The sequence below is a fragment of the Eubacterium barkeri genome (genome assembly GCF_900107125.1).
In the GTDB taxonomy this organism is placed as follows: domain Bacteria; phylum Bacillota; class Clostridia; order Eubacteriales; family Eubacteriaceae; genus Eubacterium_O; species Eubacterium_O barkeri.
Map to the genome: position 1 here is coordinate 1 of NZ_FNOU01000017.1, position 17,805 is coordinate 17,805.

Consider the following 17,805-nt stretch of genomic DNA (forward strand, 5'->3'; position numbering starts at 1 on the left):
TTTTTTTATAGAAGAGTCCAACCTCTTCTTTTCTCCAGCAGATCGCTCTGCTTCGGAATCTTTGGTTTTATCCAGGTTTTATGGTACTATTCTCTTTTCTATGACCTCGCTGTCGCAATTGACAACTTCTTTATTATAGCAGAAGCATTTATTTCTGTCAAGTAAATTTTGAAAGTTTTTTAAATTTTCTCAATCCTGAAGTCGTTTGCTTTAGACAGCTTATTTATTTTACCAAACCGCACTTTCATTGTCAAGCACTTTTTATAAATGTTTTTCAATGGGATGGATTTGGTGTGTCTCTCTCGAGACAGCTTATTTATTTTAGCAAACCGCATCCGCTTTGTCAAGTACTTTTTTTAGTAATTTTACAGCTTTTTCGTTTTGCCCCCGTCCCTTCCGAGACAGCTTATTTAGTATATGCTGTCTCGGGGCTTTTGTCAAGGACTATTTTGCATTCTTTTAATAAATGGTGGATTTATACCCTTATTCGACTATGCAAATCTGGAAATTGCTTAAAAATAGCAGCGGCCAGCTTGTCACATCCAGAGACTAAAACATCAACTGCTGGAATATGCAGCTTTTCTTCGTATTTAACAATGGTCGTCTCTATATCTTTATTAGTCATTCCTTCGTGGTTGATGGTGAGGGCAATAACATTGGCCTTCGAAAAACTCTCGATAAGTGAAATTTCACTACTAGGTGTGGGCATTTTTAAATTGGGAAAGTCAAGACGCACGCGACGCTTCGGTGCATGTTGGAGAATAAAAGCATTGGGACGTCCGCCCCGAATAATGGCACAACAACTGACAAAGGCTTCATGACTAAGGGAACTCTGTCCTTCATAAATCATGATATCTGGCTTTTCGTGGATATAGGCATCCATACAGGCATTTTCAAACTCCCCAGCCATATATTCTGAAGGGATCGCATCCATAGCCACACCGTAGGGCTCTCCCTGGATGATAGATGTTTGTCCGGTTCCGATAAATGCAACCTTCAACCCTTTATCTTTGAGCTTATCCACTAATTGTATGGCAGTAGTTCGTTTTCCAATGGCACAGTCCGTGCCAAATATCGCCACCCTTGGGATATTAAGTTTTAAAATCTCACCGGTAAAGAGATGCAAATACCGCTTGGCCAAGGGCTTTCGGATATCTATAATTTTCACATTACTCTCTTTTGCCTGTTTGATAAATTCTGGATCCTCGGATAAGAACTCCTGAAGCCCAATGACGATATTCATTCCCAGGGACATCGCCTTTAAAATAATTAACCGTTCTGCCGTCGAGAGGAATGCCTCGTTGGGCGCAATGCCGAAGATAAAGTATTTTGGTACCTTACCCAGATGGACTAAAGCATCCGCCATATCTCTGAATATGGGCACACCATTTTTTTGATGGTTTAAAACCATCCCTGCATCCTGACCCTCTTCAGTACTATCAATGACACCTGAGATTTGATATTTTTTTGAGTGGCGAATGAGTCCGTTGGCCGTTTTTCCATCGGAATCACCAAAATGCCCCTCACAATAGACCAGTGCTTTTCCTAACATAAACAACACAACCTTTCATAACAAAATAAAAACAGGCACTCTATCGAGCAGTCCGTTAAATTTCTAAAAGGCTGTGAAATAAAGGATGTTCTTTTCTGTTCTTTTAAATCAGTCTATCACGGATAATCCCCACTGTCAATTTTGGTCACAGTTTCCCCGGATTATGCACACTTTTTTCAATGACCACTAATTTATTCGAATGAAAAAGGCGCACAGCGGTGATTCGTTTGGTACCGCTGTGTGCCTTTAAAAGGATGTAAAACACCTCTGCTTATTTATTTTCTGATGGAGAGGGATCCTCTTCAACAACTGCTTTGGCGGATGCCAGCAATGCTGCCATATTTTGTATTTCAGATGGAATAATCAGCTTGGTTGCCCGACCATCAGCGACCTTCTCTAGTGCCTCATACCCCTTCAGTATCAAAACATTTTCAGTGGGCTTGGCAGCGTTAATATAGGAAATCCCTTGGGCTTCGGCCTTCTTAACCGTTAAGATGGCCTGGGCCTCACCCTCGGCCTCACGCACACGGGTTTCTTTTACAGCCTCACCTCTCAGAATCGCCGCTTCTTTTTCTGCCTGGGCATCTAGGATTAGAGCCTCCTTGCGGCCTTCAGCCAGTAGCACAGAGCTCTTCTTCTCACCTTCAGCCCGGAGAATCGCTTCACGACGTTCCCGCTCGGCCTTCATTTGGCGTTCCATGGAATCCTGGATTTCCTTGGGAGGCATGATGTTTTTAAGCTCCACGCGATTGATTTTGATTCCCCAGGGGTCCGTCGCTTCGTCTAAGATCGCCCGCATTTTTGAGTTAATCACATCCCGGCTGGTGAGTGTCTGATCCAGTTCCATATCCCCAATAATATTTCGCAGGGTGGTGGCCGTTAGATTTTCAATGGCCATGTGGGGATTTTCCACCCCATAGACATAGGCCTTCGGTTCAATAATATACAAATACACGACAGTATCGATGCTCATGGTAACATTATCCTGGGTTATAACTGGCTGGGGCGGAAAATCAATGACCTGCTCTTTCAAGCTGATTTTCTTGGAAATCCGGTCTAAAATCGGAATGGCAATATGAAAGCCACTTTCCCAGGTCGCATGATATTGGCCAATCCGCTCGATTACATAGGCATAGGATTGCGGTACAATTTTGACATTAACAATGAGTAACACCACTAAGGCAATGATGAGGATAAACAGAAATATCATAAAAAACATTTTACTACTCCTTTCTTTTGACAATGGCTTTTATGCCATCCAATCGCTGTACAATTACGACAGTGTTCTCTGCAATGGGTCGGCCATCTTCACTCCGGGCGCTCCACAGCGCACCTTCAACTTTCACCTGGCCTTGACTGGTGGTATTGTCAATGGCTTCTGTCACGATTCCCTTTTGCCCGATGGCCTTAGAGGCTGTAAAGCTCTGGACTGGCTTTGCACTCCGTTTGCCCGCAAACATCTTGAATAGAAATAAGGAAACCAGCGAAATGACGACAAAGGTTACAATTTGCCATAAAAGACTGTAGCCTAAGGCACTCATTCCAAGGGCCGCCAAAGCTCCGATACAGAACCATAAGGAAACCATGGCTCCTGCAGTGACCATTTCCGCCACTAAAAATACAATAAAGATAATAAGCCAAATGATCATGTGACACTCCTTTCCCATTTTTTATCATTATATCCTATCCCCATTGGGAAGCCCAGTTGATTCAGGAAGGCTTAAGGGGTCGCATTAAAAAAAGAGACCGCATCGTGTACGATCTCTCTGTTTTAATAGAATAAATTATTGATGGCTTGCTGCCACTTTCAGAATTTTATTCTGAAAGTGGATCCCTCTCGGCTTTACCGCTTTTTCTGCTTTTCTTCCTCCTCCTTTCGGAGGAAAAGCAGCAAAAGCGGCATTTGCCTCATTACCGCAAGCCACTCGCTTACGCTCATTACCTAGCTTGCTGCCACTTTCAGAATTTTATTCTGAAAGTGGATTCGGCTTCATAGCCGGGAAGAGGATGACGTCTCGGATGCTGTGTTGGCCGGTGAAGAGCATGACGAGGCGGTCGATGCCGATGCCGAGGCCGCCGGTGGGGGGGAGACCGACTTCCAGGGCATTGATGAAGTCGGCATCGTAGGGATGGGCCTCATCGTCGCCATCTGCCTTTTTAGCCACTTGAGCTTCAAAACGTTCCTTTTGATCAATGGGGTCGTTGAGCTCGGAAAAGGCGTTGGCACACTCTGCTCCGTTGATGTACAGCTCAAAACGCTGGGTATACCGGGGATCAGTGGGTTCTTTTTTAGACAGAGGGGAGATTTCCACGGGATGCATGGTGACAAAGGTGGGCTGGATCAGCTTATCTTCGCAGTATTCATCAAAGACCTCTGCCATGATTTCCCCAACGCTGTGGAGGTCTTCCACGTCCACGTGCAGCTTTTCGGCTTCGGCACGGGCAACTTCCACATCAGTGATGACATCAAAGTTCACACCAGTATGTTCGGTGACCAGATCCACCATTCGGGCACGACGGAAGGGTTCTCCCAGCTTAATCTGATAGCCTTCGTATTCCACGGTGGGGCCATTGTTAATTTCTTCTGCCAAATAGTTATACAGCGCTTCCACCATATCCATAACATCGTTGAAATCCGCATAGGCTTCATAGGTTTCAAGGAGGGTGAATTCCGGATTATGGGTGGCATCCATTCCTTCATTCCGGAAAACCCGGCTCAGTTCATAAACCTTATCAAACCCACCGACAATCAAACGCTTTAGCGGGAGCTCCAGGGCAATGCGCATGTACATATCAATATCCAGAGTGTTGTGATGGGTAACGAAGGGACGGGCATTGGCCCCTCCTGCCAGGTTATTTAAAACGGGGGTCTCTACTTCTAAAAATCCGCGATTATCTAAAAATTCCCGAATTTTCCGAATGATTTTAGAACGGACGATAAAGACGTCCCGCACTTCGGGATTCACAATCAAATCCACGTAGCGCTGGCGATAACGAATTTCCGTATCCTTTAAGCCATGGAATTTTTCTGGAAGAATCTGAAGGGATTTGGATAAGAGCACAAAGGACTTTACGCGGATAGAGATCTGTCCCATTTTGGTTTTAAAAACTTCACCCTTAACGCCAACGATATCGCCAATATCTGTTTTCTTGATCTCATCGTAATTTTCCAGCAGATCCTTCTTAAGGAATAGCTGAATACGTCCGGTGCTGTCCTGCATATCATAAAATCCGACCTTACCCTGTCCGCGTTTAGACATGATGCGCCCCGCCATGGAGACAGGCTTTTCCTCATAGGCTTCATAGTCTTCATTAATATCCTTAGCATAAGCATCCACATCGTACCGTGTTATTTCAAAGGGATTCTGACCAGCTTCCTGTAAATCCGAAAGTTTTTCCCGGCGGACTGCCAGCACTTCACTTAAATTTTCTTCTGCCAATTTAATCTCCTATCTATGGATATCCAAAATTTCAAAACGCGCTTCACCAGCTGGTACTGCAATGGTGACAACTTCCCCCACCTTGGCACCAATCAGACCTTTCCCAACAGGGGATTCATTCGATAATTTATTTTTAGCAATATCCGATTCTGCCGAACCCACAATCTGGTATTCAACCTCTTCATCAAATTCAATATCGTGGACTTTGACGTAGCTCCCGACACCAACATCCTCGGTATGGATTTCCGTATCATTAATGACCTTGACTTTTTTAATCTTAGCTTCCAGCTCGCTGATTTCACCTTCCACGAATCCCTGTTCACTTTTGGCTTCATCATATTCGGCATTTTCACTCAGATCCCCGTATTCACGAGCCGTTTTAATCCGGGCAGCGACCTCATATCGCTTAACGGTTTTTAAATATTCCAGACGCTCATTTAATTTATCAAGACCCTCCTGGGTCATGATCAATTCTGTATTACTCATTGCGTTTTCCCCTTTAATTTAATGACCGGGGCCACCTGATTAGGCCGCCCCGGTATAAGTCTTTTTATACAGTTTTACATTATATGGTTTTTGGGACCCATTGTCAAGTCAACCATCCCGCCATTAAATGGTATTAATATCCACCAAGGGGATGTCTGCCATGGTTTTATCCGATTCCAGGCAGCCCAGCAGTGCCCGCACCGTATCCAAGGAAGTCAATAAGCAAATGGAGCTTTCCACCGCCTTACGGCGCATCTTAACTTCATCCATTCCAGGCTGACGACCCTTACTGGAGGTATTGATAACATAATTAACCTCCCGCTGTTCCAGGAGATCCCCGATGTTGGGCTTGGCTTCACTGAGGCGACGCACCACGTTGACCGGAATGCCATTTTCCCGCAGTACCTTAGCCGTCCCGACAGTGGCATGGATTTTAAACCCTAAATCGTGGAAGCGACGTCCGATATCCACGGCTTCTTCCTTATCCCGGTTCCGTACGGTGAGCAGTACCCCACCCTTACGATCCATTTGATTCCCCGACGCGACAAGCCCTTTATAGACGGCATCGGCAAAGTTAGTGGCCACTCCGAGGACTTCACCAGTGGATTTCATTTCTGGTCCCAATTGGGTATCCACATCCGCCAACTTGGAGAAGGAGAACACTGGAACCTTAACGGCAACGTGATCCTTCACCGGATGCAGTCCCGGAGTGTAGCCCATGCCCTTGAGGGTTTCACCAAACATAATCTTAGTGGCCATATCCACCATGGGAATATCCGTTACTTTGGAAATATACGGCACCGTCCGGGATGATCGGGGGTTTACCTCAATGACATAAACCTGTCCCTCCATGACCACATACTGGATATTGACCAGGCCAATAACACGGAGGGCCTTGGCCAGCTTCCCGGTATAGTCAATAATGGTATCCTGAACCTTCTGGGATAAGGTTTGGGGTGGGTAAACCGAGATCGAGTCTCCAGAGTGAACCCCAGCCTTTTCGATATGCTCCATAATACCGGGGATGAGGAAATCTGTTCCATCACAGATCGCATCGACCTCAACTTCTGTTCCCTGGAGGTATTTATCCACCAGCACCGGATTTTTAATCTCATGCTCGGTAATGATCCCCATATATTCTTCCACATCCTCGTCGGAGTAGGCAATAATCATATTTTGCCCACCTAACACATAGGAGGGACGCAGTAAAACAGGATAGCCCAGGTTTTGAGCTACCTTAAGGGCATCCTCGGTGGTATATACCGTATCACCCTGAGGTCTTGGAATGCCACATTCCTCCAATACCGCATCAAAACGTTCCCGGTCCTCTGCCGCATCGATATATTCGGGATCAGTCCCTAAAATCGGTACCGCAATTTCGTCCAGATGCTGGGTCAGCTTAATGGCCGTTTGGCCCCCAAACTGGACGATGGCACCGTCAGGCTTTTCGGTTTCCACCACGGCACGGACATCCTCAGCGGTCAGTGGTTCAAAATACAAGCGATCCGAGGTATCAAAGTCCGTGGACACGGTTTCCGGATTGTTATTGATGATAATGGCTTCGTAACCCATTTCCTTCAAAGCCCAGGCGCAGTGCACACAGCAATAATCAAACTCAATACCCTGGCCAATGCGAATGGGGCCCGAGCCAAAGACGATGATCCGTTTTTTCCCGGTATGGTGCGCTTCCAGGAACTCCTCAGCTTCATTCTCTGCATCCATCGTTGAGTAGAAGTAAGGGGTTGCCGCCTCAAATTCACCAGCGCAGGTATCCACCATTTTGAAGGAAGCGTACTTCCGCTCGACAGATTCCCCGGTGAGGCGCTCGATAGTAGAATCCATAAAGCCAAGCTCCCTGGCCACGGCCAGACGTTCTTCCCCGCGGTCGTCACAGAGACCTTTTTCCTGTAAATCCCGTTCCATCACGGCCAAGTGGCGCAGCTTATCTAAGAACCACATATCAATCTGGGTAATCTCCCAGATTTCCTCCAGGGAGACGCCCCGGTACAGGGCTTCATAGACCACAAAGCAGCGTTCATCATCCTTCCGCCCCAGAGCTTCTGTAATTTCTTCATCGGATGCTTCCCGATATTTCTCAACAGACAGGGTGTCAAAGCCCAGCTCAATGGAACGCACCGCCTTCATCATGGCGTGTTCGAAGGAATTCCCAATGGACATAATTTCCCCGGTGGCCTTCATCTGGGTCCCCAGGGTCCGCTTGGCATAGACAAATTTGTCAAAGGGCCAGCGTGGGAATTTCACCACAATATAGTCAATCACCGGTTCAAAGCAAGCCGTTGTCTTTCCTGTAATATCATTAACGATCTCATCCAGAGAGAAACCAACCGCAATAAGGGCAGCCATTTTGGCAATGGGATAGCCCGTCGCTTTGGAAGCCAGAGCAGAGGACCTGGATACCCGGGGATTAACCTCGATGACTGCGTAGTTGAAGTTTTCTGGGTCCAGGGCAAACTGGCAGTTACAGCCCCCTTCTACCCCCAGAGCCGAGATAATCTTCAAAGCTGACGTCCGCAGCATCTGATATTCCTTATCCGATAGGGTCTGACAGGGCGCCACCACAATGGAATCTCCTGTGTGGATCCCCACAGGGTCAAAGTTTTCCATGGAACAAACCGTAATGACATTCCCCTTGCTGTCCCGCATAACTTCAAATTCGATTTCCTTCCATCCGGCAATACCCCGTTCAACTAAAATCTGATGAATGGGAGATAGCCGCAGGCCACGGGTGGCGATATCGTGGAGTTCTTCTGCGTTGTCTGCAATCCCGCCGCCGGTTCCTCCAAGGGTGAAAGCCGGACGTACAATCACAGGATAGCCGATGCTATGGGCAAATTCCAGGGCATCGTCCACGGATTCCACCACCTTGGAGGGAATGGTGGGTTCTCCAATCTCCCGCATGGTATCCTTAAAGGACTGTCGATCCTCGGCTTTATCGATGGTTTCAACATTTGCGCCCAAAAGGAGCACACCATGCTCCTCTAAAAATCCTTCTTTGGCCAATTCCATGGAAAGATTCAGACCGGTCTGTCCTCCAAGGGTGGAAAGAATACCGTCGGGTTTTTCTTCCAGAATGATGCGCTTAACCACATCCAGGGTCAGGGGCTCGATATAAATTTTATCAGCCATGGCCTTATCGGTCATAATGGTTGCCGGGTTGGAGTTAATGAGAATAACCTCTAAACCAACCTGCTGTAGGGCCTTACAAGCCTGGGTCCCAGCATAATCAAATTCTGCAGCCTGTCCGATAACAATGGGACCACTGCCGATGACGAGCACTCGTTTCAAATCACTTCTTAAAGGCATCCCTGTTGTCCCCTTTCCATCATATCTGTGAATTTTTCAAACAAATACCCCGTGTCGTTGGGGCCCGCGCTGGCTTCCGGGTGGAACTGAACGGTGAAGGCGTGAATGCCCTTGTAAGCGATCCCCTCACAGGAATCATCATTCATATTAACATGAGTGACCTCTCCGACGTCCTTGGGAACACTCTCAGAAATAACGGCATAGCCATGGTTCTGGCTGGTAATATACACCCGATCCCGGGTTAAGTCCTTTACCGGCTGATTCATTCCCCGGTGTCCAAAACGCATTTTTCGGGTCTTGGCTCCCATGGCCAACGCCAAAAGCTGATGGCCCAGGCAAATACCGAAAATCGGTTTGCCATAGCTGATGAAATCTTTGATGTTTTTGATGATTTCTACATTTTCAGCCGGGTCCCCCGGTCCATTGGAAAGCATAATGCCATCGGGATTCAAACGGCGAATATCCTCTAAGGTTGCATTGGCTGGCATTACCGTCACATTGCAGCCATTTTGGAGGAGCATTCGAAGAATATTGTGCTTATAGCCATAATCCATCAGCGCCACATGGTTGGCCCGGTTTTCCCGGGAATAGTACCACCCCTTCTTCTGGCTGGTGACGATTTGAACGGGATTGACCACCCGATAAGCCTTAATCTGCTCCAGAAGTTCATCCTTTTTAGCATAAACATCCTCGGTGGTGATACAGCCATTCATGGTCCCATGGACCCGAATTCTCCGGGTCAGGGCCCGGGTGTCGATATCCCAGATCCCAATCTTGCCCTGGGCGACAAGGAAATCGTTGATGGTATCCGTCGTCCGGAAGTTGGAGGGTTCTTCACACCATTCCTTAACAATATACCCATTGACCCAGCTCTTTTCACTCTCCATATCGTCATTGTTTACCCCATAATTCCCAATTAAGGGGTAGGTCTGTAAGACGATTTGTCCATAATAGGATGGGTCTGTTAAAACTTCTTGATAACCGGTCATCCCGGTGGTAAACACAATTTCTCCGATGGTCGTTCCTTCACAGCCGAAGCTATAACCTTCGTACACGGTGCCATCCGCCAGCAGGATATACGCGCGTTTATCCCGTTTGAAATATGACATTTTGACCTCTCTTTTCTTTTATAAGCTCTCTATTCCCGACGATTAATGCTACTTCTAATACTCTAAAAATCCCTCCCTTGGTCAGGGAGGGCAAAATCTATCGTGTTGCTAATTCTTCACGGTCTGGGCCAACCCCAACGAAATCGATGGGGGCACCAACCCGTTCTTCTATAAACCGGATATAATTCTGTGCATTTTCTGGAAGTTCAGCAATTTTCCGGATATCCCGGGTTGATGTTTTCCAACCTGGCAGGGTTTCATAAATCGGTTTTACCCGAAACAATTCATCGGTATTTGGAAAACGATCCAAAACCTTACCATCCAGCTCGTATCCCACGCCAACCTTGATTTCATCCAAATCATCCAGCTTGTCAATTTTACATAAAGCAATGGTATCAAAGCCATTGATTAAAGTGGTGTATTTTAGAATCGGAATATCTAACCAGCCTAAGCGACGGGAACGACCGGTACGGGCACCGAATTCATCATCTGCCTTAGAGCCATCGCCACGGATAATCGCAATTTGAGGATCGTCAGGGTCCTCGGTGGGGAAGGGACCCGCCCCAACCGCACTTGAGAAGGCTTTGGCCACCCCGATGATGCGGTCAATTTTCTTGGGGGAAAATCCTCCGGAAACAGCGGCATACCCGGCAATGGGGTTGGAAGAAGTAACATAGGGATAAATCCCCAGATCAATATCCTTCATGGCGGCCAACTGACCTTCAAACAAAATATTCTTTCCAGCATCGATATAATGGTGCAAATAGCTGATGGGTTCTACGATCATATGTCCAAAACGCTTGGCCCAGACTGCACATTTATCCATTAACTCATCCAGACTGTAGGTCGGTGCACCATAGGCCTCCATCTGATTATTGATGACATCGACAATATTCGAAAGCTTTTCCCGGGTACGCTCAAGATCCAGCAGATCTTCCATCCGAAGATTTTTCCGCAGCGCCTTATAGGAATAAGCCACCCCAATCCCACGTTTGGTCGTGCCAATGCCGCCCTTAGCTTCCATCAGCTCATCCAGCTTCTGATGATAGGGCATGAGAATGTGCGCCTTTCCTGAAATCTTAAGGCCGCTCATATCCACACCAGCACCTTCAATCTGGGCAATTTCTTCCTCCAGAACATCGGGGTTGACCACAGTGCCGGTACCAATGAGGCTTTCACCATTTTTATTGAAAATCCCACTGGGAATCAGATGAAGCTTGAACACACCATAATCGTTAATGACGGTGTGTCCTGCATTATCGCCTCCCTGAAAGCGGACAATGAGGTCCTGCTTCTCTGATAAATAATCAATGATCTTTCCTTTGCCTTCGTCGCCCCATTGGGCACCTACTAATACAGTAATCGACATTATTAAAATCCTTTCCCAAGGGCTGAAAGCTCTTGGTATTGTTATCTGTTTTAACCGGAGTTATTATATCATATCCAGGTCCCACTCCGATAGCCTGTACCGAATGAAAATGTTTTCTAATTTTGCAGAAGTGCCTTTCCCATCCCATTTTCCCATGATATAATACTCAAAAAAAGGAAACATTCAAATGTATTATACCCATGAAACAGAGCACGACTACCGCCACGGTGACCACGGCCCCAAATATTTAATGATGGGCCCTAAAAGTAATTTTGGTATCGTCCGCCTGCGTCCTGGTGATCAGGTTTCACCCCATCACCATGGCGTTATGGAAGAAAACTTCTATATCTTAGACGGTCAAGTGACCATCACCATCGATGGCAATCCCCGTATTTATGGTCCAGGAGACTTTATCCACCTGGATTCCGGTGAGGTCCATAGCCTTTCCAACGCCGGAGATATCCCCGCACGTTTTATCGTCGTCACCAATCCTTATTTGGATCATGCCGATAAAATCGCCAACGATTAATCCTTTCCATCATCCGCACAAAAGCCACGGCATTCATCCCATTGGGTGAAACCGTGGCTTCATTGATATTCCTTATCCTTTCATAACTTCCTGGATGGATTTCTTTAAGATACCCAGGCCTTCCAGAAGAACATCCTCTTCAATGACCAAAGGGGGCATAATCTTTAAGATCTCATCCTTTCGTCCTGCCCGTTCAAGAATGAGGCCATTTTTAAAGCACTGGTCTCCAATGGCTTTTGCAAAGTCACCATCCTGTACATTAACCCCATAAATAAGGCCCCGGCCCCGGGCACTAAAGCTGGGATCCAACGGCAAAATTTCCTTCGCCACATAATCGGCAATCATCCGATGCTTCTTTTCAACCTGTGCTGGAATATCATGCTCACAGAAATATTCAATACCAGCCTTGGCCCCAACAAAGGAAAGCTGGAAACCACGGTAAGTTCCGTTATGTTCACCTGGATGGTAAATATCCAGCTCTGGCTTCACTAAAAGCAGCGCCATTGGCACGCCAAATCCCGAGATGGATTTGGACAAGGTGACCATATCCGGCTGGATACCCGCCTGCTCGAAGGAGAAGAATCCACCACCGGCACGGCCGCATCCCACCTGGATATCGTCAACAATCATGATAATACCAAACTCATCACAAATAGCACGCAGTCCCTGGAGCCACTCAATGGGTGCCGGACAAACGCCCCCTTCTGCCTGAACCGTTTCCAGGATGATGGCTGCCGGCTTTTCAATCCCTGAAGAGGGATCGGAAAGAACGTCACGAAGATAACCCAGGGTATCAAATTTTTCCTCAAAACCATAGGGCATAAAGGTCGTATGGGTCAGGGCATGGGCTACATTCTCCCGACAATGAGATGCGCCTGTCACACTTAGGGCCCCTTCTGACATGCCGTGAAAAGCTCCGTGGAAGGCCATGATATTCAGTCGTCCGGTATTTTTACGGGCCAGTTTAATGGCAGATTCCACCGAATTCGCTCCCGTAGGTCCACAGAACATCACTTTATAATCCATTCCCTTAGGGGTTAAGATTTTTTCATCAAAGGTCTTCAGAAATTCTTCCTTGGCCTCTGTGAAAAAATCCAGGGCATGGATGACATTATCCTCTGCCAGATAATCCATCACTTTTTCTTTAATATAGGGATTGTTATGACCGTAATTTAACGCACCTGCACCTGCAAAAAAATCGATATAGCGTTCGCCTGCTTTGTTATATTGTTCAGCCCCCCGAGCTTTTGCGAAAACACTTGGGAAATTCCGGCAATAGGAACGGACCTGACTTTCACGTTTTTCAAAAATCGTCATTCTAACTCTTCTTTCTCCCGGCAACGGGTAATCTTTATTTTTGGGCGATATACCGCTTGGCTAAAACGGTATCCCCTTCATAGGGCTCAGCGATACCATTTACTACCTGGTAATGCTCAGATCCCTTTCCAGCAATAATCAGGATTTCATCCTTTTTAAGCCGCGAAATAGCGGTTTTGATGGCTTCCTTTCGATCGATAATAATCTCACATCGGCCACCAGCCGCCACTGCATATTCTTCGATTTCTTTGGAGACCTCCATCGGATCCTTGTAGGAGGGATCTTCTGCCGTGATATAAATATAATCACAGAAAGCAGCACTTTCCTCAGCCATGTCCCGGCGCCGCTGGAATGCCTTACATCCCGGGCAGCCAAATACCACCTGAATTTTACGGTCAGGATAATAGTCCCGCAAAGCCTCGTAGGCGGCATGAATACTTGCCTGGTTATGGGCATAATCCACAATGGCGATATAGCCATCCTTTTCGTAAATATTCATGCGTCCATCCACCTGGGTCACCGCAACGGCATTGGCAATTTTTTCCGGTTCCAGACCCATCATATAGGCCACCGCAGTAGCTCCGAGGGCATTGCCTACATTGAACACCCCGGGAATGATGATCTCCATGGGATATTCCCAATCCGGAGTAACGGCTGTAAACCGGGTCTTATGTCCATCCCGGCGAATATCCTTGGCATACACATCTGCCCCGGTATCCTCATGGACGGAATAGGTCAGCACCCGCTCAGCCCCAGCGGCCGCTTTAAGGGCACAGTCGCTATGGGCATCATCTAAATTGATAACCGCTTTTTGATACCGGGCGACGATGTTCATCTTACAGCCCAGATATTCTTCAAAATCCTTGTGCTCATTGGGGGCAATATGATCATCAGAAATGTTGATATAAATACCATACTGATACGCCATCCCCACCAGCCGCTCCATTTTATCCGCCTGGCTGGATAGCTCCATCACCACATTATCACAGCCGTTGGCCACGGCCTTGGCGAAATACGCATAAGTTGTAGGAGCCTCCGGCGTGGTCAAGGTTGCTTCTGCAAATTCCACCCCATCAAAGATATCCACGGTGGTCAAAAATGCTGGTTTTTTCCCCGTGGCGTATTCTAAAATATTCTTAAGATAATAGACGGTGGTGCTTTTTCCCTTTGTTCCCGTCACACCGAAAAGATTAAAATCCCCTGGCTGATAGCCGTAAAATGCCTTAGCCACCAGGGCCATTGCCCGGCGGACATTGCCGGTAATAACACCAGGAATAGAAACAGACATTGGTTCTTCCGCCAGGAAACCCTCCGCTCCATGGGTGATGGCATCCTCCAGATATTCCTTTTTGAAGCCCATGCCTTTACAAATGAAGAGGGTGCCCGATTGGGCGTCCTTCGAATTAAAGGTAATCGACTGAAAAATTTTACCACCGAAATCTGAATCACAGCTGATAAAAAGATCATTCGCTTTCAGAATGTCAATGATGGTCTGTCCAGTGATCTTGAATTCCATACTTCCCTCCTAAATTTTACTCATCAAATATATCCATAAAATTTTACCTGTATTAATATATCACAAAGTTTTTTCAAAAGCAAAATCTTGCCGTGTCTAAATTGTAAATTTTTCATGACAATGAATCTTTACATCCTTAAAATTTATATTTTTACGCTTTCACTTTTCTAAAATATCCTTGTACTTTATATTATTAAAGGATAAGATATTCTCAACACAAGGAGAAAAATATGTCAGAATTCATAAGCATTCGCGATTTACGAAAGAGTTTTCAGCTGGGAAAAGAGGAAATCCCCATTCTCAAGGGGATTAACATCGACATACCCCAGGGTGAAATGGTCGCCTTATTAGGCCCATCGGGTTCGGGAAAATCAACCTTTCTCAATATTCTTGGTGGTTTGCTTCCCGCCACCTCTGGATCGGTTAAAATCCGTGACCATGAGCTGGGGACCATGACCGAAAACGAGCTATGCCTTTTCAGGCGGGCCCATTTAGGCTTTATCTTTCAAAGCTATAATCTCATATCCAGTATGACGGCCGCTGATAATGTAGCCCTCTCCCTCACCTTTGCCGGGGTCCCCCGGAAGGAACGCCGGGAGCGGGCACTTGAAGTACTGGAAATCGTTGGCTTGGCTGACCGTATCGACCATAAACCCAGCGAGCTTTCCGGAGGACAACAGCAGCGGGTGAGCATCGCCCGGGCATTGGTCAATCATCCGGAAATCATTTTAGCGGACGAACCCACCGGAAATCTGGATTCCAAAACGAGTACCGACATTATGGATATGATTACCCGCCTGAATGAAGAAGCCAATCAAACCTTTGTCATTGTCACCCATGACCCTGATGCTGCCCAGTATTGTTCCAAAATCGTCCACATGAAAGACGGTATCATTGAATATTTAGAATAGACCTAAGAAAGAAGGAAACCAATGAAGAAATTACTCTCTATCCTGACGATTGTCGCTATGACCGCTTGCTTTTTCACCGCACCTGTAGCGGCTGCGCCGGATCAGCCCCTGCTCCAAATCACCTCAGTGAGCACCTACCCTGAAGCCGTCTCCCCTGGGGACAACTTTGATGTCTTTTTAACCATCGTCAATAACGGAAATTACAATGCCTACAACACCAATATTTCGGTGCTCAATATCTCAGGCTCCAAAACAAGCGATCTGGATGTTTTTTCCATGTCAGGCAGTGGTAACCATGTCTATGTTGGCCAAGTGGACAGCTTTGGTGCCACCAGTGCCACCCTGCACATGGCGGTCTCCCCGGTTGCAACTGCTAAAAACTACAACCTCAACATCCAAATTGACACGGTGGATGGTGACGGCAACAGCTACAGCTATCCTGAAACCATCGGTCTTTTTGTCAATGAAAGCACCTCCATGTCACTGGTGGCCCCCAGCGAATTGACCGTTTCCTCTGAGAATAGCACTGCAACGACAGCCACAGACAGCAAGGATAGCTCCAAGGGTAATCTTTCGATGGAAGTAGCTAATCTCGGGACCAATGCCGTCCGTGGCGTACAGCTCCAGCTGTCTGGCAGCGGCCTGAACATAAAAGATAGCTCCACCTATTATGGAACTTTTGAAAAAGATGATACCGACACTTTTACCACCACCGTAACAGCAGATACTCCTGGTAATTATGATCTCACAGCAGAACTGCGATACGTGGATAGCTTCAATAATGAACGAAAGATTACCAAAACTGTAAAGGTCACAGTGCCTGATAACGCCACCAGCACCAACAAGGCAGGCAGCGGCACAAACGATACGGGATCGACTGGCCTCAATATCTTAACCGGTATTGCAAAGGTACTCTTTGGCATTACCGTATAGGCCTTGCCATGAATAAACAGGAACTCATCATCCTATGCTGGGAAAACCTGTGGCGCATGAAATTCCGGACCATCCTCACCATTATCGGTGTGGTCATTGGAACGGCATCCATCATCATCATGGTTTCCATTGGAAACGGTGCCCAACAAAGCATCATCGGGACCTTATCCAGCACAGCATCCGTAACGTCCATTACCGTTTCTCCCAATGCGGACAGCATGACCCAGGGCATGGGCGTCTCTTCGGCAAAATCCGAAAAGCTCAATGATAATGCCATCAAAGAATTCAAACGACTGGATGGTGTAAAGGCCGTTTCTCCCATTCAGTCCGCACCGTCAATGACCACCAAGGTCAACCGTGAAGAATTCACCGTGACCGGCCGGGGGATGGAATATGATGACCTTTCTGCCTTGGGGTATTCCGTATCGGCTGGACGACTTCCCCGCCAATCCGAGGAAAACGCCATTGTCATCGGCCCTGAAGTCTTTACAGAGATTTCCATGGACAGCAGCGGAACCAGTGCTTCCATGGACAAACTCATCAACAGCGAAGATTTAGTCGGTAATAATCTCACCTTTACCATCAGCCGAAAGGATAAAGACGGCAATGAGGAAAAAAACAGTTATAAGTTCCGGGTAGTCGGTGTCCTCTCCTCTACAGGGGGTATGGATGATTATTACATCATTATGAATCTCAAAAAAGCCCTGGAGCTCAGCGAATGGTCTGCTGGTGATGTGACCATCAACACCAAACGGGACGGCTATTCCCAGGCCATGGTCACCGCCGCCGATACGGACTCCGTCAACAGCGTCACCCAAGCCATTACAGACATGGGCTTCCAGGCCTTTTCCATGAAGCAGATGCTCGATTCCATGGAGTCGGTTTTCACCTCCCTCCAAATGCTTCTTGGGGGCATTGGTGCCGTCGCCCTCTTGGTTGCCTGTATCGGTATTGTCAATACGATGACCATGTCCATCTACGAGCGAACCAAGGAAATCGGCATTATGAAGGTTATCGGGGCATCCGTCACCGATATCCGCAATATGTTTGTGGTGGAATCCACTATGATCGGCTTATTGGGGGGGATTGTGGGGATACTCTTCTCCTATCTGGTATCCTTCGCCATTAACGGAATCGCAAGCCTCATGAGCGGCGCTGATCAGAAAGTCTCCATCATCTCCCTGGGCCTGGTGGCCTTCGCCCTGATCTTCTCCGCCATCGTCGGAATGATTGCCGGTGTCCGCCCGGCCATCAAAGCCGCCAACCTCAGCTCCCTGGATGCCATACGGACTGAATGACGCTGAGTCCAATTTTGTAAA

General features: G+C 47.1%; 14 protein-coding genes. 4 read left to right on the forward strand and 10 right to left on the reverse strand.

From position 1 onward, the window contains the following. Positions 1-475: 475 nt before the first annotated feature. The 8 genes from BLU30_RS09965 to BLU30_RS10000 form a co-directional block, all read right to left on the reverse strand. On the reverse strand, positions 476-1,552 hold the full coding sequence (locus BLU30_RS09965) for an N-acetyltransferase DgcN family protein (protein ID WP_090245995.1): 1,077 nt from the start codon (positions 1,550-1,552) through the stop codon (positions 476-478). A gap of 271 nt (positions 1,553-1,823) precedes the next feature. Next, positions 1,824-2,771 (reverse strand): SPFH domain-containing protein, encoded by a 948-nt coding sequence (locus BLU30_RS09970; protein WP_090245998.1) that lies wholly within the window; start codon positions 2,769-2,771, stop codon positions 1,824-1,826. A gap of 4 nt (positions 2,772-2,775) precedes the next feature. Beyond that, positions 2,776-3,201: an NfeD family protein gene (locus BLU30_RS09975; RefSeq protein WP_176770898.1), complete on the reverse strand. Its 426-nt coding sequence runs from the start codon at positions 3,199-3,201 to the stop codon at positions 2,776-2,778. 318 nt (positions 3,202-3,519) lie between these two features. Beyond that, positions 3,520-4,992: a lysine--tRNA ligase gene (gene lysS / locus BLU30_RS09980; RefSeq protein WP_090246002.1), complete on the reverse strand. Its 1,473-nt coding sequence runs from the start codon at positions 4,990-4,992 to the stop codon at positions 3,520-3,522. Between the two features lie 9 nt (positions 4,993-5,001). Continuing rightward, positions 5,002-5,478, reverse strand: coding sequence for a transcription elongation factor GreA (greA, locus tag BLU30_RS09985; protein ID WP_090246004.1), 477 nt, complete (start codon positions 5,476-5,478; stop codon positions 5,002-5,004). A 123-nt stretch (positions 5,479-5,601) separates the two neighbouring features. Continuing rightward, a complete protein-coding gene (carB, locus tag BLU30_RS09990) occupies positions 5,602-8,802 on the reverse strand; it encodes a carbamoyl-phosphate synthase large subunit (RefSeq protein ID WP_090246006.1) in 3,201 nt (1,066 codons plus the stop codon). Further along, positions 8,793-9,911 (reverse strand): glutamine-hydrolyzing carbamoyl-phosphate synthase small subunit, encoded by a 1,119-nt coding sequence (gene carA / locus BLU30_RS09995; protein WP_090246008.1) that lies wholly within the window; start codon positions 9,909-9,911, stop codon positions 8,793-8,795. Before carA ends, carB begins: the two co-directional genes overlap by 10 nt. Positions 9,912-10,008: 97 nt before the next feature. Beyond that, the gene (locus BLU30_RS10000) at positions 10,009-11,280 is read right to left on the reverse strand and encodes an adenylosuccinate synthase (RefSeq protein ID WP_090246010.1); all 1,272 of its coding nucleotides are present in this window, start codon (positions 11,278-11,280) and stop codon (positions 10,009-10,011) included. Between the two features lie 187 nt (positions 11,281-11,467). Between BLU30_RS10000 and BLU30_RS10005 the strand changes: the two genes are divergently transcribed. Next, positions 11,468-11,809, forward strand: coding sequence for a cupin domain-containing protein (locus BLU30_RS10005; protein WP_090246011.1), 342 nt, complete (start codon positions 11,468-11,470; stop codon positions 11,807-11,809). 72 nt (positions 11,810-11,881) lie between these two features. On the opposite strand, the gene ectB is transcribed toward BLU30_RS10005, so the two are convergent. Both ectB and BLU30_RS10015 read right to left on the reverse strand, forming a co-directional pair. Further along, positions 11,882-13,126, reverse strand: a complete 1,245-nt coding sequence (gene ectB, locus BLU30_RS10010; RefSeq protein ID WP_090246013.1) for a diaminobutyrate--2-oxoglutarate transaminase — start codon at positions 13,124-13,126, stop codon at positions 11,882-11,884. Positions 13,127-13,160: 34 nt separating this feature from the next. Beyond that, positions 13,161-14,642, reverse strand: coding sequence for a Mur ligase family protein (locus BLU30_RS10015; RefSeq protein WP_090246015.1), 1,482 nt, complete (start codon positions 14,640-14,642; stop codon positions 13,161-13,163). Positions 14,643-14,872: 230 nt separating this feature from the next. Between BLU30_RS10015 and BLU30_RS10020 the strand changes: the two genes are divergently transcribed. The 3 genes from BLU30_RS10020 to BLU30_RS10030 are packed head-to-tail and all read left to right on the forward strand — an operon-like array spanning position 14,873 to position 17,784. After that, complete coding sequence (locus BLU30_RS10020; RefSeq protein ID WP_090246017.1) at positions 14,873-15,553, forward strand: ABC transporter ATP-binding protein; 681 nt, start codon at positions 14,873-14,875, stop codon at positions 15,551-15,553. Positions 15,554-15,574: 21 nt separating this feature from the next. Further along, positions 15,575-16,486, forward strand: a complete 912-nt coding sequence (locus tag BLU30_RS10025) for a COG1361 family protein (protein WP_090246019.1) — start codon at positions 15,575-15,577, stop codon at positions 16,484-16,486. Between the two features lie 8 nt (positions 16,487-16,494). Further along, positions 16,495-17,784: an ABC transporter permease gene (locus BLU30_RS10030; protein WP_090246020.1), complete on the forward strand. Its 1,290-nt coding sequence runs from the start codon at positions 16,495-16,497 to the stop codon at positions 17,782-17,784. The last annotated feature ends 21 nt before the right edge of the window (positions 17,785-17,805 follow it).